This is a genomic window from Caballeronia sp. dw_276, assembly GCF_018449635.1.
Classification (GTDB): Bacteria; Pseudomonadota; Gammaproteobacteria; order Burkholderiales; family Burkholderiaceae; genus Caballeronia.
Genome location: NZ_JAAVUV010000009.1, coordinates 100,300 through 118,535 on the forward strand (window position 1 = coordinate 100,300; position 18,236 = coordinate 118,535).

At 59.8% G+C, this 18,236-nt stretch carries 19 protein-coding genes; 10 read left to right on the forward strand and 9 right to left on the reverse strand.

What is annotated here, in order from left to right:
- Nucleotides 1-66: 66 nt before the first annotated feature.
- Together plsY and HB633_RS19730 are read right to left on the reverse strand one after the other, a co-directional pair.
- Nucleotides 67-690 carry a glycerol-3-phosphate 1-O-acyltransferase PlsY gene (plsY, locus tag HB633_RS19725; RefSeq protein ID WP_213779872.1) on the reverse strand — a complete coding sequence of 208 codons (624 nt, stop codon included), beginning with the start codon at nt 688-690 and terminating at the stop codon, nt 67-69.
- Between the two features lie 51 nt (nt 691-741).
- Complete coding sequence (locus HB633_RS19730) at nt 742-1,233, reverse strand: aminoacyl-tRNA deacylase (RefSeq protein WP_213779873.1); 492 nt, start codon at nt 1,231-1,233, stop codon at nt 742-744.
- A 126-nt stretch (nt 1,234-1,359) separates the two neighbouring features.
- Here HB633_RS19730 and HB633_RS19735 point away from each other — a divergent pair, with 126 nt between their 5' ends.
- Complete coding sequence (locus HB633_RS19735; RefSeq protein ID WP_213779874.1) at nt 1,360-2,511, forward strand: acyl-CoA dehydrogenase family protein; 1,152 nt, start codon at nt 1,360-1,362, stop codon at nt 2,509-2,511.
- A gap of 1 nt (nt 2,512) precedes the next feature.
- On the forward strand, nt 2,513-4,033 hold the full coding sequence (locus tag HB633_RS19740; protein WP_213779875.1) for an AMP-binding protein: 1,521 nt from the start codon (nt 2,513-2,515) through the stop codon (nt 4,031-4,033).
- A gap of 14 nt (nt 4,034-4,047) precedes the next feature.
- Here the strand turns inward: HB633_RS19740 and xerD are convergent, their stop codons facing one another.
- Nucleotides 4,048-4,971, reverse strand: a complete 924-nt coding sequence (gene xerD, locus HB633_RS19745) for a site-specific tyrosine recombinase XerD (protein ID WP_213779876.1) — start codon at nt 4,969-4,971, stop codon at nt 4,048-4,050.
- 23 nt (nt 4,972-4,994) lie between these two features.
- Nucleotides 4,995-6,239, reverse strand: a complete 1,245-nt coding sequence (gene queG / locus HB633_RS19750; protein WP_213779877.1) for a tRNA epoxyqueuosine(34) reductase QueG — start codon at nt 6,237-6,239, stop codon at nt 4,995-4,997.
- 17 nt (nt 6,240-6,256) lie between these two features.
- On the opposite strand from queG, the gene tsaE reads away from it, so the two are divergent.
- Both tsaE and HB633_RS19760 read left to right on the forward strand, forming a co-directional pair.
- Entirely contained in the window at nt 6,257-6,799 is a 543-nt protein-coding gene (gene tsaE, locus HB633_RS19755; RefSeq protein WP_213779878.1) for a tRNA (adenosine(37)-N6)-threonylcarbamoyltransferase complex ATPase subunit type 1 TsaE, read from the forward strand.
- Nucleotides 6,781-8,325 carry an N-acetylmuramoyl-L-alanine amidase gene (locus HB633_RS19760; RefSeq protein ID WP_213779879.1) on the forward strand — a complete coding sequence of 515 codons (1,545 nt, stop codon included), beginning with the start codon at nt 6,781-6,783 and terminating at the stop codon, nt 8,323-8,325. Before tsaE ends, HB633_RS19760 begins: the two co-directional genes overlap by 19 nt.
- A gap of 18 nt (nt 8,326-8,343) precedes the next feature.
- On the opposite strand, the gene HB633_RS19765 is transcribed toward HB633_RS19760, so the two are convergent.
- Both HB633_RS19765 and HB633_RS19770 read right to left on the reverse strand, forming a co-directional pair.
- Complete coding sequence (locus HB633_RS19765; protein WP_213779880.1) at nt 8,344-9,225, reverse strand: EamA family transporter; 882 nt, start codon at nt 9,223-9,225, stop codon at nt 8,344-8,346.
- A 207-nt stretch (nt 9,226-9,432) separates the two neighbouring features.
- Nucleotides 9,433-9,696: a hypothetical protein gene (locus tag HB633_RS19770; RefSeq protein ID WP_213779881.1), complete on the reverse strand. Its 264-nt coding sequence runs from the start codon at nt 9,694-9,696 to the stop codon at nt 9,433-9,435.
- A 180-nt stretch (nt 9,697-9,876) separates the two neighbouring features.
- Here HB633_RS19770 and HB633_RS19775 point away from each other — a divergent pair, with 180 nt between their 5' ends.
- Together HB633_RS19775 and trxA are read left to right on the forward strand one after the other, a co-directional pair.
- Nucleotides 9,877-10,776 carry a pirin family protein gene (locus HB633_RS19775; protein WP_213779882.1) on the forward strand — a complete coding sequence of 300 codons (900 nt, stop codon included), beginning with the start codon at nt 9,877-9,879 and terminating at the stop codon, nt 10,774-10,776.
- A 176-nt stretch (nt 10,777-10,952) separates the two neighbouring features.
- Nucleotides 10,953-11,801 carry a thioredoxin gene (trxA, locus tag HB633_RS19780; protein WP_213779883.1) on the forward strand — a complete coding sequence of 283 codons (849 nt, stop codon included), beginning with the start codon at nt 10,953-10,955 and terminating at the stop codon, nt 11,799-11,801.
- 127 nt (nt 11,802-11,928) lie between these two features.
- Here the strand turns inward: trxA and HB633_RS19785 are convergent, their stop codons facing one another.
- Nucleotides 11,929-12,792 carry a tRNA threonylcarbamoyladenosine dehydratase gene (locus HB633_RS19785; protein WP_213779884.1) on the reverse strand — a complete coding sequence of 288 codons (864 nt, stop codon included), beginning with the start codon at nt 12,790-12,792 and terminating at the stop codon, nt 11,929-11,931.
- 298 nt (nt 12,793-13,090) lie between these two features.
- Here HB633_RS19785 and pdxH point away from each other — a divergent pair, with 298 nt between their 5' ends.
- The 3 genes from pdxH to HB633_RS19800 all read left to right on the forward strand — a co-directional run bounded on the left by pdxH (nt 13,091) and on the right by HB633_RS19800 (nt 16,327).
- Nucleotides 13,091-13,747 carry a pyridoxamine 5'-phosphate oxidase gene (gene pdxH / locus HB633_RS19790; RefSeq protein ID WP_213779885.1) on the forward strand — a complete coding sequence of 219 codons (657 nt, stop codon included), beginning with the start codon at nt 13,091-13,093 and terminating at the stop codon, nt 13,745-13,747.
- Between the two features lie 232 nt (nt 13,748-13,979).
- Nucleotides 13,980-15,194, forward strand: coding sequence for a cyclopropane-fatty-acyl-phospholipid synthase family protein (locus tag HB633_RS19795; protein ID WP_213779886.1), 1,215 nt, complete (start codon nt 13,980-13,982; stop codon nt 15,192-15,194).
- Nucleotides 15,191-16,327, forward strand: coding sequence for a DUF72 domain-containing protein (locus HB633_RS19800; protein WP_255581039.1), 1,137 nt, complete (start codon nt 15,191-15,193; stop codon nt 16,325-16,327). The genes HB633_RS19795 and HB633_RS19800 overlap by 4 nt, the downstream gene beginning before the upstream one ends.
- 53 nt (nt 16,328-16,380) lie before the next feature.
- Here the strand turns inward: HB633_RS19800 and msrA are convergent, their stop codons facing one another.
- The gene (msrA, locus tag HB633_RS19805) at nt 16,381-16,941 is read right to left on the reverse strand and encodes a peptide-methionine (S)-S-oxide reductase MsrA (protein ID WP_213779888.1); all 561 of its coding nucleotides are present in this window, start codon (nt 16,939-16,941) and stop codon (nt 16,381-16,383) included.
- 201 nt (nt 16,942-17,142) lie between these two features.
- On the opposite strand from msrA, the gene HB633_RS19810 reads away from it, so the two are divergent.
- Entirely contained in the window at nt 17,143-17,652 is a 510-nt protein-coding gene (locus HB633_RS19810; protein ID WP_213779889.1) for a flavin reductase family protein, read from the forward strand.
- 15 nt (nt 17,653-17,667) lie between these two features.
- On the opposite strand, the gene HB633_RS19815 is transcribed toward HB633_RS19810, so the two are convergent.
- Nucleotides 17,668-18,156 carry an Lrp/AsnC family transcriptional regulator gene (locus tag HB633_RS19815; RefSeq protein ID WP_047845177.1) on the reverse strand — a complete coding sequence of 163 codons (489 nt, stop codon included), beginning with the start codon at nt 18,154-18,156 and terminating at the stop codon, nt 17,668-17,670.
- Between the last annotated feature and the right edge of the window lie 80 nt (nt 18,157-18,236).

The following is an 18,236-nucleotide window of genomic DNA, read 5'->3' on the forward strand; positions in this document are numbered from 1 at the left end:
TCGGAAAGCTCAACCTGTTGGTAAAGCAAAGCCGCCTTTCAGGCGGCTTTCTCGTTTGCGCACGCTTTATTGAGGCGTTTGCACCGCCGCTTTTTTCTGCCCGATGCGGCTTTCCTTCCCGTCGAGCAACTTCTTGATATTCCCGCGATGCCGCCAGATCAAAAGCGCACTCATCGCGGCAACGGCCAGCGAGATGCGGCTCGGGCCGAACAGGAACACATCGAAGAACGGCGCGAATACCGCCGATACCAGCGCAGCCAGCGACGAATACCGGAAGAAGAACGCGATGATCACCCACGTCAGCAACGTGGCCAGCCCAAGCACCGGATGAATTGCGAGCAACACGCCGGCGGCCGTTGCGACACCCTTCCCGCCCTGGAACTTGAAGAATATCGGGTACAGGTGCCCGAGAAATACAGCGATGGCCGCAAGCGCAATGGCTGTTGAATCCAGTCCAAAACGCGCCCCGAAGTGCACCACGATCCATACAGCGAACCAGCCCTTGAAGGCGTCACCAAGCAGTGTCAGGACCGCGGCCAGCTTGTTGCCTGTGCGCAGCACGTTCGTGGCGCCCGGATTGCCGGAGCCGTAGGAACGCGGATCGGCGAGACCCATGGCAGAACTCACCACGACCGCAAACGAGATCGACCCGATCAAATAAGCCACCACAGCGACAATCACATTGTTCATTGATTTCTTCTTGTCTTCGGAAACGGAGAGCGGGATTTCAAGACGCGCATTCTAATCGACGCTCGCGCAATTCACGGGCGTGGCCTGCAGCAACTCGGTCAGGACCTGCGGCTTGATACTCACCAGATACCCGCGCCTCCCGCCGTTCAGATAAATTGTGCCGAGTTCGAAAATGCTGGATTCTGCGTACACGGGCATAGCCTTTCGCGTACCAAAAGGCGACGTGCCACCGATCAGAAAACCCGAATGGCGGTTCGCGACTTCGGGCTTGCACGGCTCGACGCGCTTCGCGCCAATCTGCCGCGCGAGATTCTTGGTGGATACGGTTTTGTCGCCATGCATGAGCACGATCAGCGGCTTCGCGTGCTCGTCTTCCATGACCAGCGTCTTGACGACCGAATGCTCGTCCACACCAAGATGGCGCGCGGATTCCTCAGTGCCGCCATGCTCGACATATTCATAAGGATGCTCGCCGAATTCGACTTTATGCCGGCGCAAGAACTGCGTCGCCGGCGTTTCGGAAATGTGTTTTACCTTGGACATGACGGCATTGTAGCGGCGCAAAAGCACGGCCACCATCGGCCGAACGGCCAATTGTGCGAGCCGATTTAGTGTGGCACGATCGTTCGAAAATCTTGGTCAGACCTGCATCACCTGGAGACGTAAAACGTGATTCGCGATTCAGAAACTCAGACGTTGCTTGAAGACGCCATTCGCCGTTTTGTGCGCGAGACGCTCGTGCCGCGCGAAGCGGAAGTCGATGAAACCGACCAGATTCCCGCCGATGTCCTCGCGGCCATGCGCGAAATCGGCCTGTTTGGATTGACGATTCCCGAAGCGTACGGCGGCCTCGGCCTCACCATGGAGGAGGAAGTGCGCGTGGCGTTCGAACTCGGCCAGACGTCGCCGGCGTTCAGGTCGGTGATCGGGACAAACAACGGGATTGGTTCCATCGGCATCTTGCTCGATGGTAGCGAGGAGCAAAAGCAGCGCTATTTGCCGAAGCTGGCTGCGGGCGATCTGATCGGCTCGTTTTGCCTGACCGAGCCGGATTCGGGATCGGACGCGGCATCGCTGAAAACCACCGCGAAAAAGGACGGCGAGCATTACGTGCTGAACGGCACGAAGCGCTACATCACGAATGCGCCGGAGGCCGGCATCTATACGGTAATGGCGCGTACGAGCGATGCAAAAGGCGCTAGCGGAATTTCAGCGTTTATTGTGGAGCGGGAATCGCCGGGTTTGTCGCTTGGAAAGCCCGACAAAAAAATGGGGCAGCGCGGCGCGCATACGTGCGACGTGATCTTCGAAAACTGCCATATTCCGGCCGGGCAATTGATCGGCGGCGTTGAAGGCGTCGGCTTCAAGACGGCCATGAAAGTGCTCGACAAAGGCCGCCTGCACATCGCCGCCGTGGCTATCGGCGCGGCGAAACGGATGCTGCGCGACGCCCTCGCCTACGCGACCGAACGCAAACAGTTTGGCCAGCCGATCGTCGAGTTTCAGCTTGTGCAAGGCATGCTCGCCGACAGCAAGACCGAGATCTACGCGGCCGAATGCATGGTGCTCGACGCCGCCCGACGCCGCGACGACGGCCGCGATGTATCGGTGGAAGCATCGTGCGCCAAGTACTTTGCGACCGAAATGTGCGGCCGCGTCGCGGATCGCGCGGTGCAGATCCATGGCGGCGCGGGATATATATCGGAGTACGGAATCGAGCGGTTCTATCGCGATGTGAGATTGTTCCGGCTCTACGAAGGCACGTCGCAGATTCAGCAAGTAATCATCGCGCGCGGTTTGATGCGCGGCACGGAGATTTGAGATGGAGATTGATGTCGATGCATTGCTTCGCGCGCTGCCACAGCGCATATCGGATATCCCCGAGCGTCTCGCCGCGCTTAATCCGCAACATGTAGTGCTGATCGAAGACGGTCTACGTTTGAGCGCGGTGCAGTTGCTGCAAGCCGTTGATAAAACCGCTCGCCGGCTTGCCGAACTCGGCGTGAAAGGCGGTGATCGCGTGATGATCGTGAGTGAGAATTGCATCGCGCAGGTCGTGCTGATGTTCGCGGCCGCGAAGCTCGATGCATGGTGTTTGCTCACGAATGCACGTCTTTCGGCGAGCGAAGTCGATGCCATTCGCGATCACGCAAAACCGCGTATGGTTGCTTTCACAGTGGAGGCGTCGAAGGACGCTGCAAATCACGCAGAGCGATTGAACGCGGGGTTAGGCGCCGATGCATGGCATTTCGTCGTCGACAATTCAGTCACGCCCGAAGCCGTTCACGTCGATCCCGCCCGTCAATGCGCCGCGCTGATCTACACCACGGGCACGACCGGTGCGCCAAAAGGGGTGATGCTGTCGCATCGCAATTTGTTGTTTATCGCGGCGATTTCCAGCACTTTGCGGCGCGTGACGCCTGACGACGTGGTGTATGCCGTCTTGCCGATTACGCACGTGTACGGGCTGGCCTCGGTTTGCCTTGGCAGCTTGTACGCGGGTGCCACGCTGAGGCTCGCGCCTCGCTTCGCGCCAGATGCCGTCCGCCACGCGCTGGCCAAAGAAAACATCTCGATCTTCCAGGGCGTGCCGGCCATGCACGCAAAGCTCGTCGAGCATGTGCAGACCGGCAACACACCTTGGCACGCGCCCGCGTTGCGCTTTGCCTATTCGGGCGGCTCGCCGCTCGATCCCGCGTTGAAAGCCCGCGTCGAAGCGCTCTACAAGGTGCCGCTGCACAACGGCTACGGCATGACGGAAAGCAGCCCGACCATCGCGCAGACCATGCTCGATGCCCCGCGCGAAGATTGCGCGGCCGGACATCCGATTCCGGGCATCGAATTGCGTTTCGTCGGGATGGACGGCGTCGATGTCTCCACAGGCGAAGTCGGCGAGTTGTGGGTGCGGGGCCCGAACGTGATGCTCGGCTATTACCGCAACGATGCTCAAACACGTACGACCGTCACCAAAGACGGATGGCTTCGAACCGGCGATCTTGCGCGACTGGAACCGGATGGCGCGCTGGTTATTGCGGGGCGCAGCAAGGAGCTGATCATTCGATCGGGCTTCAACGTGTACCCAGCGGAAGTCGAGAACGTGCTGAACGCGCATCCTGGCGTGCTGCAATCCGCGGTGATCGGGCGGACGGTCGAAGGGAACGAGGAAGTGATCGCGTTTGTTGAACTGCTGCCGTCGGTGCATGCGCTGCCAGATGACATCGTCGAGTGGTGTGCCGCGCGGCTTGCGCCGTACAAGCGTCCAGCGGAAATCCGCGTGCTGGCGGCGCTGCCGGCGGCATCGACGGGAAAGGTGTTGAAGCACAAGCTCAGGCATGAGCTTTAGTTTTTCAGAAAGCTTCAACCCCGCGGATGATGCTCCTTGTGCAGCGTCCTCAAGCGTTCGCGCGCCACGTGCGTGTAGATCTGCGTAGTCGAGATATCCGTATGGCCAAGCAGCAACTGCACCACGCGCAAGTCCGCGCCGTGATTCAACAAATGCGTGGCGAACGCGTGCCGCAAGGTGTGGGGCGAAAGCGGCGCGCGAACGTCGCCGGTAAGGGCGTGGCGCTTGATGATGTTCCAGAACTGCTGGCGCGTCATTCCTTCGCCGCGTGTGGTCACGAACAGCGCATCGGCGGCGCGGGCGCCGAGCAGCGCCGGACGCGATTCACGCAGATATCGTTCGATCCAGTCGTGCGCCACCGCGCCGAACGGGATCAGGCGTTCCTTCGAACCCTTGCCCATCACGCGCACCACGCCCTCGTTCAGCCCGACCTCGACGGTCTTCAACGTCACCAGTTCGGTCACGCGCAAACCGCTCGCGTACATCAGTTCGAGCATCGTACGATCGCGCAGTCCGAGCGCGGTTTCCACATCTGGCGCGTTGAGCAAGGCTTCGACTTGCGCTTCGTTCAGCGTCTTGGGAAAGCGCGGCGCCTGTTTGGCCGAGCGCAGCTTCAAGGTGGGATCGGACAGCGCGCGATGTTCGCGCAATGCCCAGGCGTAGTATCGGCGGAATACGGACAAGCGGCGGTTAGCGGAGGTCGCCTTGTCGGCGCGGCGTGCGGCGAGGTAACCGTTCATGTCGGCTTCGGTGGCGGTATCGATATCCCCGCCGCGCGTCTTCGACAACCACTCCGCAAACAACCGCAAATCGCGCCGGTACGCTTCCAGCGAGTTCTTCGCGAGACCGTGTTCGAGCCACAACGCGTCGCAGAAAAGATCGATCGATGCGCTGCTCGACACCATTTCCGACGCACGTTCCAACTCTGTCACGTCCATTGATGCACCCTTTAAACGTTGGATCATGCTGCCTGCCGAAGTGCCCATTCCACGTGTTCGCGGACCAGTTCCGATGCATCGTCAGCGCGAGCGTTCAACGCGTTCCTTATTTCCAAACGCGAAGTTGCATCGAGCGATGTCGAGCGTAACGCGTTGCCCATCGCCACTGCAATATTGCGCAGCCATCGTTCATGTCCAATACGACGAATCGCACTGCCTTGCATGCGGTCGTCGAATTCGGTTGCGTTCCAGCCGAACAGCGCCACGAGCGATGCACGATCGAGCCCATGCCGGACATCGAAATCCGCGACGGGCGCCGCCTGCGCGAACTTGTTCCACGGACACACGAGCTGGCAATCGTCGCAACCATAAACCCGATTGCCGATCAGCGGCCGCATCTCTTCCGGAATACTGCCCTTCAATTCGATGGTCAGATACGAAATGCAGCGCCGTGCATCGAGCCTGTACGGTCCGATGATCGCCTGCGTCGGGCACACATTGATGCACTTCGTGCAGCTTCCGCAATGCGAACCGTCGTGCTCGGGCGCGTGCTCGGGGTTCGTCTCGGCGTCGGCGGGAAGCGCAATATCGACCAGAATCTCGCCGATAAAAAACAGCGACCCCGCGTCACGCTGCAGCAACAATGTGTGTTTGCCCCGCCACCCGTTGCCTGCTTTCTGCGCCAGCTCGACCTCCAGAACTGGTGCGGAATCCGTGAACACGCGATATCCGAACGGCCCGATCTCCGCCTGGATACGATCCGCCAGATGCTGCAATCGGCTGCGCATGACCTTGTGATAATCGCGGCCGCGCGCATAAACGGACACGACCGCCGCAGCGGGATCGTCGATGCGCGCCCATTCGGCTGCACGCCAGTCGATCGGTTCGGCATCGGCTGTCGAGGTACTTTCTTGCGCCTTGCCATTGAGTGTCGATGCCGGCAGATAGGCCATCCGAACTGTAATAACACGTCGCGTACCGGCCACAAGCTCGGCCGGCCTTGCGCGTTTCATCGCATGTTTGGCCATATAATCCATCTCGCCGTGATAGCCTGCTTCGAGCCACAACGCGAGGCCTGCTTCGGCATCCGTCAAGTCAGCGTCGCTGACGCCGACCGCACCGAACCCCAGCTCGCGCCCCCACGCCTTGATGCGCAGCGCGAGTTCAGCCAGCCCGGCTTCGTCATCAATCCTGAAGTGGCGCGGGTTCCCGGCGGCGTCGTCCGACGCGCGCTCGTGTTCCACAGGGTGTTCCGGCAAACGGTTCATCACGACATTTTACGAGAATGCCCGACAGCCTCACTCGATCGATTGCAAATCCTCCCACCGCGCTCCTCGAACGCCGCTTCGACCTGCCCGGCGAGGACGCAACGCTCGCGTTCGGAGGACAGTTCGCGCAGGCGATTCTCAAGGTCCGCCACGCAACCGGCGAACGTTTTCCCGGTTTGCAGGTCCAGTTGATCGGCGACCTGGGCGCGGGCAAGACCACGCTCGTGCGCGCGACGCTGCGCGCGCTGGGTCACGCGGGCCGCGTGCGCAGTCCCACTTACACGCTGGTCGAACCGTATTCGCTTGCCACGCAAAAGGGCGCGCTCGAGCTTTATCACTTCGATCTTTATCGCTTTACCGATCCAGCCGAATGGATCGATGCCGGCTTTCGCGAGTACTTCGATTCAGGCGCGGTCTGCCTGATCGAATGGCCGCAACGCGCCGGCGGATTGCTGGGTGTGCCGGATCTCGAATTCAAGCTGGAACAGGAAGGCGAAGGCCGTGTGCTGATCGCACGCGCGTTTAGCGAAACAGGAAAGTCATGTCTCGAAAGTTGTTGATCAAACCGTTTCATTCGATCGAATCGACCGCCACCGCTTCGCATAACTGGCGCCGGCGCCAGGTGCTGCGCGCGGGGGCATCGACTATTGCGCTTGCGTTGCTCGGACCGAGGCTCGCCTATGCGAGTTCGGTGCTCGGCGTGCGCGTGTGGCCCGCGCGCGATTACACGCGCGTGACGATCGAGTCGGATCAACCGCTGCAAAATAACCAGCAACTGCTGCAGGGTCCGGACCGGCTCGTGGTCGACCTGAACGGACTGGATCTCGATCAGGAACTGAAGGATCTCGTCTCGAAAATCACGCCGAACGATCCGCAGATCCAGTCGGTGCGAATCGGGCAATACCAGCCGCACGTGGTGCGTATGGTGTTCGACCTGAAGGGCGCGGTGAAACCGCAGGTGTTCACGCTGACGCCCATCGGCAGCTACAAGTACCGGCTGGTCTTCGACTTGTATCCGGCGGTCGCGCCCGATCCATTGATGGATCTGCTCGCGCAGTCCGAGCACAAGCAGCAGGCTATCGATCAAAGCAACCCGAATCCGACCCAGCCGCCCGCCACGCTGAGCGGCCCGGCAACCGCTCCAAAGTCGAACGCGCCGGACAACACCGACGAGTTTTTCCAGAAGTATGCGCAGGCCAACGATCTGCCGCGCGCGCCTTCGGCGGCCCCGGTCGCGCCTGCTGTGCCCCTGCCTAAGCCCCGCCCGACGATCAAGCCCGCGCCGCCCACGGCCATCGCAAAAGACGACTCGTCCGACAGCGACACCACCGACGACTACGGCTTTGCCAATCCGAAAAGCGGCAAAGCCGGCACGACGCGACTGCTCACGGTGGCCATCGACCCGGGTCATGGCGGCGAAGATCCAGGCGCGATCGGCGGCGGCGGCACATACGAGAAGCACATTGCGCTTGATATCGCCAAGAAGCTGCGCGCAAAAATCGATGCCCAGCCGAACATGCGCGCCATGATGACGCGCGACAACGACTTCTTCGTGCCGCTCAACGTCCGTGTGCAGAAGGCGCGCCGTGTGGGCGCTGACCTGTTCGTATCGATTCACGCCGATGCGTTCACCACGCCTTCTGCGCGCGGTTCATCCGTGTTTGCGCTGTCGGATCACGGCGCATCGAGCGCCGCAGCCCGCTGGATGGCGAACAAGGAGAACGCGTCGGACTCCATTGGCGGCATCAACGTGAAGACGCAGGACGCGAGCGTCAACCGCGCACTCTTCGATATGTCCACGACCGCGCAGATCCGCGATTCCATGCGCTACGGCAATTTCGTGCTCAACGAGATTGGCGATATCAACAAGCTGCACAAGGGCTCAGTCGAGCAAGCCGGATTTGCCGTGCTGAAGGCGCCGGACATTCCATCCATTCTTGTAGAAACCGCGTTCATCAGTAACCCGGAAGAGGAACAGCGCCTGAACGACGACGCGTATCGCGACAAGATGGCGAACGCGATCATGAAAGGCATCAAGCGGTACTTCGCGGCGAATCCACCGCTGGCCAAGAGCCGCATGACCTGATCGAGGATGCCGGCGTCTTCAGCGCGCCGGCATCAATCGCTGCATCAGCCATCCGCCGAACACGTTGACAAACAGTCCGGCCATCACCAACACCGCGCCGAGCAGCTGCATCAGACTCAGCCCTTCATCGAGCAGCAACGCGGCGGATGCTAGTCCCACAATGGGCACGAGCAGCGAGAACGGCGCCACCTGGCTCGCCGGATATTTCCCCAGCAGCTTGCCCCACAGCGTGTAGCCGAGCATTGTCGCGATAAACGCCAGATACACGATCGCGAGAATCGACGTCATTGAAATGGCCGCCAGACTCGATTCAATACGCGCGGGCCCTTCCATCATCAGCGACAAGGCCAGGAACGGCAGCGGCGGCACGAGGCTCGCCCACACCACGAGCGACAGCAGATCGACCTTGCCCATGCGCTTGGTGATCACGTTTCCCATCCCCCACATTGCCGATGCCGCCAGTGTCAGCACGAAGCCCGCGACGGTCATGGCATGACCAGCTTGCACGCCGATCACGGCGAGCCCGCACGCGGCGATAAGCAAGCCCACGATGTTCGGCCCGCGAATTTGCTCGCCCAGAATCATGGCCGCGAAGATCAGCGTGAAGAAGGCCTGTGCCTGCAATACCAGCGACGCGAGACCCGCCGGCATGCCTACGGACATTGCATAGAAAAGCAGCACGAACTGGCCGAGCGATATGGTCGCGCCGTACGCGAACACCCATTTGAACGGAACGGCCGGGCGCTTGACGAAAAGCACCGCGGGGAATGCCACCAGTGAGAAACGCAACACGCCAAGCAGCATGGGCGGGACGCCGTGCAACCCGACCTTGATTACGACGAAATTCACGCCCCAGGCAAGAATCACAATCAGCGCAGACAACAAATCCCTTGGCGACACAGCCATCTCCGTTAGTTGTATTCGATGCTCGCCCGATCAATCAAATCGAACGCGAATCGACACTTTAGCGGACGATTTTGCAAATGCCTTGTACAAACTCACGACATAGCCCATTCGGACAGGGTTAAGTGCACCGTTTTGGACAAAGAAAAAGCGCTTGCGCCGGACCCGGCACAAGCGCTTTTTGCAAACTTCCAGAGGCCAGACTTACTTGCCCTGACCGTTTTCCACGGCGGCGCTTGCCCCCGTTTCCACTGCCGGCGTCTTGCTCTTGTTAGCCGACAAACCATTCGACGACTTATTGGTGCCGTGACGTTGCATGCGGTGTTTTTTCATCGGGGCGGACGCGCCATCCATGGGCGCTGCCATGGAGTCGCCGGCCGTCGAGTTGTCACTCGATGTTTGCGCGAAAGCGCTGCCGGTAGCAAGAAGTCCAGCCGTAAGGGCGATCAAAAGCGTATTTTTGGTCATTATTAAAACTCCTGTCTATGCAAAAGAGACTTTCAAGTACTGCGGTTTTTCAGGGATTGCGGTAACGATCGGCAAGGCCACGAACCATAGACCTCTTGGCCTATCGCCCGGATAACGCTTGCATGCTTCAAGTCGACGCCCAGTAGAATTGCAGTTCCGAGCACGCAACCGAGCGTTTACATGTCCTCCACAATCGAAGCGTTTCTCAAGCCACATCAGCACGATGTCGGCAACCTTACGGTTAGGCGCGTGTTGCCCGCCCTGGCTGTCCGCACTGTCGGACCGTTCATCTTCTTCGACCACATCGGACCCGCAACGCTCGTGCCCGGCGTGGGGCTCGACGTGCGGCCGCATCCGCATATCGGCCTCGCGACGGTGACGTATCTGTTCGAGGGCGCAATCATGCACCGCGACAGCCTGGGCTCCTTGCAGAAGATCTCGCCGGGCGACGTGAACTGGATGACGGCGGGGCGCGGTATCGTGCATTCGGAACGCACGCCCGACGAGGAACGCGCCGCCGGCCAGACCATGCACGGCATCCAGACGTGGATCGGCTTGCCGGTTGCGGACGAAGAGGTCGCGCCCTCGTTCGAACATCATCCGGCCGCCGCGCTGCCGCTCGTCGAGCATAACGGCGTGCGCTTGCGGGTGATCGCGGGCAGCGCGTTCGGCGAAACGGCCCCGACCACGACGTTCTCACCAACGTTATATGTCGCAGCCGAGTTCACGCCGGACAGCGCCGTGACGCTCGATACCGAGCATGAAGAACGCGGCGTGTATTTGCTCGAAGGCGATCTCACCATCGACGGCGACGAACTGCCTGCCGGTCAGATGGCCGTGCTGAAAAACGGCTTCTCAGCCGATCTGCGCAGTACGAATGGCGCCATCGCAATGCTGCTGGGTGGAGCGCCGCTCGACGGGAAGCGCTTTATTGAATGGAATTTCGTATCGAGTTCGAAAGAGAAAATCGAGGCCGCGAAGCACGCGTGGAGCGAGCAGCGCATGGGGCACGTTCCCGGCGAGACGGAGTTCATTCCGTTGCCAACCCCGCGTCGCGAGTCGAATGCGCCAGAGGCGTAAAAACCCGATGGGGGTTCTTCATCGGCCGAACGGGGCAACGCCGCTCGGTTACGCGCATTGATTGCCCGGTCCCGAATGGCGACCCCTTGTATCCACAGAAAATCACACAAGCTTCGACGTAGAATTGTCGAAAATCGCTTCGTGCCCTTTTCTGTAAGACGTTTATGAGGAACACCATGGATACAACACTCGCCACGTTCGAACAGGATGTCATCGCCGCATCAACGCTTGCGCCGGTCCTCGTGGATTTCTGGGCGCCGTGGTGCGGCCCGTGCAAGACGCTCGGACCCATGCTCGAGCGGCTGGAAGCCGAAGGCGCGGGAAAATGGAAGCTGGTGAAGGTCAATGTCGATGAAAACCAGGAACTCGCGGCGCACTTCCAGGTTCGCAGCATTCCGCACGTGATCGCGTTCGCGGATGGCCATGCGGTCGATCAGTTCATCGGCGTGTTGCCGGAAGGCCAGTTGCGCGTGTTCATCGAAAAGCTGGTGCCGGATGGCGCCGAAGCCGAACGTCGTGCGGCGCAAGCCGCGTATGAAGCTGGCGAAACGGATGTGGCCATCGACCATATCAAGACGGCGCTGGCGCTCGACCCCGGTTACGACGACGCCCGCCTGGACCTGATCGAATGGCTTCTGGCGGCAGGCCGTACGGACGAAGCACGCGATGAAGACAAGCTGCTGTCGCCGAAAACCACGCAAGGAATCGATGCCCGTTACAACGCGCTCAAAACCGAACTCGACGCCGCCGATGCCGCCGCGAGCCTTCCACCCGCCGACGCGTTGATCGACGCGGTCACCGCGAATCCGGACGATCTCGAAGCCCGCTTTGCGCTGGCAAATCGCCTGATTGCTGGCCGCGACTACAACGGCGCGTTGGAACATCTGTTCGCCATCGTCACGCGTGACCGCGCTTTCATGGACGACGTCGGCCGGAAAACCATGCTTTCGGTGTTCGGCCTGGCCGCGCATCAGCCGGAGGTGGTTTCGTTCTGGCGCCGCAAGCTCAGTAGCGCAATGAACTGAGCGATAAATGCGGAAGCGTTAATTCTCTCGGACGGATTAAATCAGTTTCGAGAAAAGTCTTCTGCAGAAACTCGCAGAATCTTTTTAATGGCCGCTTTACCTTTAATGGTAAAGCGGCCATTTGTTTTTACAGCGCCGTCTTCGCAAGTTCTCTCAACACGTAAGAAACGGCAGCGAATCCGAAACTCGCGGTCACGCACACGCTCGATCCGAACCCCGCGCAATTCAGGCCAACGGGACCGGTATATCCGGGTGCGGTCTCGGCTTGACCTGCGTCCTCGCTGCTCTCGGCGGCCGGCGCATCTGGGTAAATCAGCGGCTCCTCGGAATAGACTGCGCTCACCTTGAACCGGGACTTGGGTCCACGCGGAAACCCATGCGACTTGCGCAGTTGTCCGCGCACCTTGGAAAGCAACGGGTCCTGAATCGTAAGCGCCAGGTCGTCGATACGAATTCGGGTCGGGTCGAGCTGTCCGCCCGCGCCGCCAACGGTGATCAGCGGCTGCTCGTGCTCGACGCACCATGCAATTAGCGCGGTTTTCGTACGCACGCTATCGATCGCATCGATCACAAAATCAAAGCCGCTGCCCAGTACCGAATCGAAGTTCGCAGGCTCCACGAAATCCTCGACTTCGTCCACGCGGCAATCGGGATTGATCAGGCGAATGCGCTCGGCCATGGCGGTGACTTTCGCCTTGCCGTAGTTGCCATCGAGCGCGGGCACTTGCCGATTGGTATTGCTTTCGGCGACGTTGTCGAGATCGATCAGCGTCAGGCGGCCGATCGCATTCCGCGCCAACGCTTCAACTGCCCACGAACCCACGCCGCCAATTCCGATCACCGCAACGTGCGCGCGTTCGAACGCAGCAAGCCCTGCCGGGCCGTACAAACGCGCCACGCCACCAAAGCGCCGGGCGCGGTCGGCCGCTTCAAACTCGGGCGTCGCGGGGGTAATATTCAAAGCGTCGGCAGATGCGGAAATGGCGGTCATGGGCGTTTCACAAGCAGGGACACAAGCAAGGAGGCGGAACTGACGCGCTATCACAACGATAGAAGCGCATATGAGCAGGAATTCGCCGAATTGCGTATTCTGCCTTATCGAAGATTGGACGTCGGGAATCAGCGGCCGGTTTTTGAAAGCTGAATGAAAAATAATCGCTTAGGTCACGTCAAATTTTGTTGCACGGCTTTATGACCTGACTCAATAAAGGTCGAAGGGGCATTCGCCGTAAAGCGCAGGATTTGCAGACCTTGGCTATACTAATGCGATTGAAGTGCTTGCATAAAAAATGACTACCCTCGCTGACCTTCGAAAGAATTATTCCGTCGGATCGCTGGACACATCCGACGTAGATCCGAATCCCATTCGGCAATTCGAAAGCTGGTTCGCGCAAGCGCAGGACGCACAACTCCCCGAACCCAATACCATGACGCTCGCCACGGTCGACGAACGCGGCCGGCCATCGGCGCGCATCGTGTTGATCAAGGGCGTCGACGATCACGGGTTTGTATTCTTCACGAACTACCTCAGCCGCAAAGGTCATGAGCTCGCGAACAACGCGTTCGCGAGTCTGCTGTTTTACTGGATCGAACTCGAGCGTCAGGTGCGCGTCGAGGGCTCCGTCGTCAAAACAAGTCCGGAAGAAAGCGATGCGTATTTTGCGTCGCGCCCGCTTGGATCGCGAATAGGCGCGTGGGCGTCGGAGCAAAGTGAAGTGATCGAAAGCCGCGCGGTGCTCGAAGCCCGCGAGCGCGAACTGATTGCGAAATACGGTGACAACCCGCCGCGCCCTCCCCATTGGGGCGGCTATCGGCTCGTTCCCGACACTATCGAATTCTGGCAGGGCCGCCCGTCACGGTTGCATGACCGTGTCGTCTATAAACGTGATGCACGCGAGCAAGCGGACAACGGCCGGAACTGGCGCATCGTCCGACTATCGCCTTAACGCCTGAAGGCGTTTTCAAGCGCCTTCGCAGCCTTTTTGCTTCGTTTGGCAGTAACTGACCTTTCGCCCGGTTCTTTGTGAGCCGGCATCTGCGACCCGCGCTGAATCGCGTCTCGTTGCGGCGTGTTCGAACGGTTAAGGCGAAGAAGAAAAGCATCACGATGTGACGCATGAACGTGCAGTGCAAGCGACCCGGTTTGGCTTCAATTTCATCTGAGCGCGGAGAACAAGCATGTTTTGGGAGAAAAAGCTGACGCAGTGGGTGCAGGACATTCGCGACCGGGCCAACCTGCCCGCCCGCCTGGTCCTCTGGGATGGACAGCAACATGACTTCGGAAGTTTCGCGGCGCCGCAAGTTACGTTGCACGTGAAGAGCGCAACCGCCCTGCCTTATTTGCTCGAACCGAGTCTGGACAATCTCGGTGAAGCGTATGTGAAAGGCAAGATCGACATTGAAGGCAAGCTGTCCGACATCATCAACATTGGCTACGGCCTGGCCAAGAACACGGTCACCAGCGCGAGCAAACTTGCACGCGTGCGGCGCTACTTCAACCACACGAAGGCGTCGGACAAAAAGGCCATTCAGTACCACTACGATGTATCGAACGAGTTCTACGAGCTTTGGCTCGACAAGAACATGGTCTACTCGTGCGCGTACTTCGAGAACGGCGATGAAGACCTCGCCACCGCGCAGATCAAGAAAATTGATCACATTCTGACCAAAATCCAGTTGCAACCGGGTCAGCGCCTGCTCGACATCGGCTGCGGCTGGGGCGCGCTCGTCTTGCGTGCGGCGCAGAAATTCGGCGCGCAATGCGTGGGCGTAACGCTCTCGCAAAACCAGTTCGATCTCGCCACCAAGCGTGTTAAAGACGCAGGGCTCGAAGACAAGATCGAGATCCGGCTGCAGGATTATCGCGACGTACAAGGCCAGTTCGACCGGATCACGAGCGTGGGCATGTTCGAGCATGTCGGGCGCAAGAACCTGCCCGGCTACTTTTCTAAGGTGCGCGAACTGCTGGTCGACGACGGCATTGCAATGAACCACGGCATTACATCGACGGACTACAACAGCGGCGAGACGGCGTTGGGCGGCGGCGAGTTCATCGATCGATACGTGTTCCCGGACGGCGAGTTGCCGCACATCGGCCTTGCGCTCGAAGCGCTGCAGGAGGGTGGTCTGGAAGCGGTGGATGTGGAAAGCTTGCGTCGCCATTACGCGCGCACGCTCGACATTTGGGCTGAGAATTTCGAAGCAAATGCGGAGAAGGCGAAATCGCTCGTCGACGATGAAAAATTCCGCATCTGGCGCGTGTACCTTGCGGGATGCGCATATGCGTTCGAAAATGACGATGTCTCGATCTACCAGATCGTCTGCCGCAAGGCCGGGCGCAGCGCGAAAACGCTGCCGTGGTCGCGCCGGTACATTTACGAAAAATCGCTCTGAGTTCAACGCCTGATTCTGCAGCCTCTGATGACCCCGCGACCGGTGATGAACCGGACGCGGGGTCTGTTGACGTTGATTTGTTTGGTGATGCTATCGAGCCGGAAGGGGCGGTAGCTCCAAAAGCGAAGCCGGCAAAAACACTTTCTCCGCGTTCGAAATCACGCGGCGGCGTTCTGCCCGCGCTCGCCTCGCCCGAGCTTCAATCGCTCGCGGAACAGCTTCCGCCGAAGGTTCACATCGGGACATCGACGTGGTCGTTTCCCGGCTGGCGCGACATTGTGTATGGCGACGAATATTCGTCAGCCAAGCTTTCCCGCGATGGCCTCAACGCGCTCGGCGCGCATCCGCTGCTGCGATGTGTATCGATAGACCGGTCTTTTTACGGGCCTTTGTCGATCGCCGATTACGCGCGTTACGCCAGTCAGGTTCCGGCGCATTTCCGGTTTATCGTCAAGGCGCCCGCCTCCGTCACCGACGCCACCGTGCGCGGCGACAAAGGCATGCCCGCCGGCGATAACCCCGCGTTCCTGGATGCAAACATCGCGATCAGCGAATTCGTGGAACCGTGCATGGCCGGTCTCGGCGATAAAGCCGGCGCGCTCGTGTTCCAGATTTCGCCGCTTCCGGACGCAATGATCGTTGATCCAACCACGTTTCTCGATCGCCTGTCCGCGTTTCTCCAGGCGTTGCCGCCGCTGCCCGGCGAAAGCTGCTATGCCGTCGAACTGCGCGACGCGATCATGCTGACGCCGCGTTTCATCCGCGTCTTGCGCGATGCAAACGTGCGTTATTGCGTCGGCATCCACGCGCGCATGCCCGATCCACGGCGTCAGGCAAAGGCGCTTGCGCTACTCGATGAAGGCGGACTCGGCCCGCTGATCGTGCGATGGAGTTTGCACGGCGGCTTCAAATACGAGCAGGCGAAAGCGAAGTACGAACCGTTCGACAAACTCGTCGATGAAGACCCCGACACGCACGAAGCCCTCGCCGAACTTGCGGTTCGATACGCGCTCGCCGGTCAACCCGTGGTGATCGCCGTGAACAACAAGGCCGAGGGATCGGCGCCGCTGACGTGCTTCAAGATCGCGCGCAACCTCGTGGCCGCGCTGACAATCTGGCTCGGGAAAAAATAAAACGGGCTCCGGTTTCCCGAAGCCCGCCTCGTTTTACTTTGCACCGGCCGCGATCAGCGCTTGAGCCTGCTGGCAAATTTCTGCCTGAATTTCGCCACTTTCGGCGCAACCACGAACGCACAATATCCTTGATTCGGATGCTGCTCGAAGTAGTTCTGATGGTAATCCTCGGCCGGATAATAGTTGCCGTTCAACGGCGTGACTTCGGTGACGATCTTGCCGTCGAAGATGCCGCCCTTCTGCAACTCCTCGATCACGTCCAGCGCGATTTTCCGTTGTTCGTCGGAGTGCGTGAAAATGCTCGACCGGTATTGCGTGCCAACGTCGTTGCCCTGACGGTTCAGCTGGGTCGGATCGTGTGTGGCAAAGAAAATCTCCAGCACTTCCTTGTAGCCGATCACGGCAGGATCGAAGTCGACCTTGATGACTTCGGCATGCCCGGTCGTGCCGTCGCAGACCTGTTCGTACGACGGGTCTTTCACCTGACCGCCGGCGTAACCCGACTCCACCGACAACACCCCTTCCACGCCCAAAAACACCGCTTCGGTACACCAAAAACACCCACCGCCGATGGTGGCGGTTTCGCGCTTCGCCTGCTCGTCATGTTGCGTCATGCTGGCTCCTGGTTCGTGTTCCGCTGTGACCAAGATGCATGCGGAACCCCTTTGAATCAACCCTTCCAGCTTACTGGTTTTCGTGTATCCGTGTTGCCGGTGAGGCTTATACGACGGCGGCTTCATTATTAGCACCGTAGTCGATTCCGCTAGAATCGCAACAATTGCAATCTTCCGATGACATCGAAACGAACCGCCCTGATGAAACGCGCCAATCCGCCGAATTTCGATGCAACCGCTTTCCGTGATGCCCTGAGCCAGTTCGCCACCGGCGTCACCGTCATCACGACGCGCGCCGAGTCCGGTCAGCTGATCGGCATCACGGCGAGCTCGTTCAATTCTGTATCGCTCGATCCGCCGCTCGTACTGTGGAGCCTCGCGACGAAATCGGCATCCATGCCCGTGTTTCAGGCGAACAGTCACTACGTGGTCAATGTGCTCGCCGCCACGCAAGTGGATCTGTGCAAGCGCTTTGCGACGGTCAAGGGCGATCGTTTTGCGGGTGTTTCGCACGCGGCTGGCGACACGGGAATGCCTGTGCTCGACGGTGCGCTCGCGTGGTTCGAATGCCATAACCGCAGCCGCTACCAGGAGGGCGATCACGTGATTTTCGTGGGTCAGGTCGAACGATGCGGCGTGCACGAGAACGCAGCAGAAATAGCCCCGCTGGTTTTCCAGGCGGGGCAGTTCCATAAACTTGGGTCGTTGTAAAAGTGGCGGCCGACCTCAGCCCGTCCGGTCGATCAACGCAACCGGAACGCCTGCTTCGTCCTTCATGGTTTGAAGCACGATGTTCGAACGAATATCGATAACACCCGGCGCCTTGTAGAGCTTGCTCAGAATAAAGTCTGAGTAATGCTTGAGGTTGTGAGCGAGTACGCGCAGCACGTAGTGCGTGTCGCCGGTCACCACGAACGCACCCACCACTTCCGGCCATTCGCGCACAGCAGCCGCGAACTTCTCGTGCCAGTTTTCCTGATCGTTGCGCATGGACACGTGCACGAACGCCTCGAGCTCAACGCCAAGTCGTTCCCGGTCCAGACACGCGCGATAGCTCGCGATCACGCCTTCTTCTTCAAGCAACCGCATGCGGCGCAGGCACGCAGACGGCGAAAGTGAGATCCGTTCGGCCAGATCCAGGTTGCTGATCCGTCCATCTTCCTGCAGCACAGACAAGATACGGCAATCGGTTGCATCCAGCGAGAACCCTGTCATTTTTTAGTCTCCCTGCGGCTGTTTCATCGAATTATGTTCTAAGAGCGACCGTTTTGGGAGGTTTTTTCTAAATCACGTTT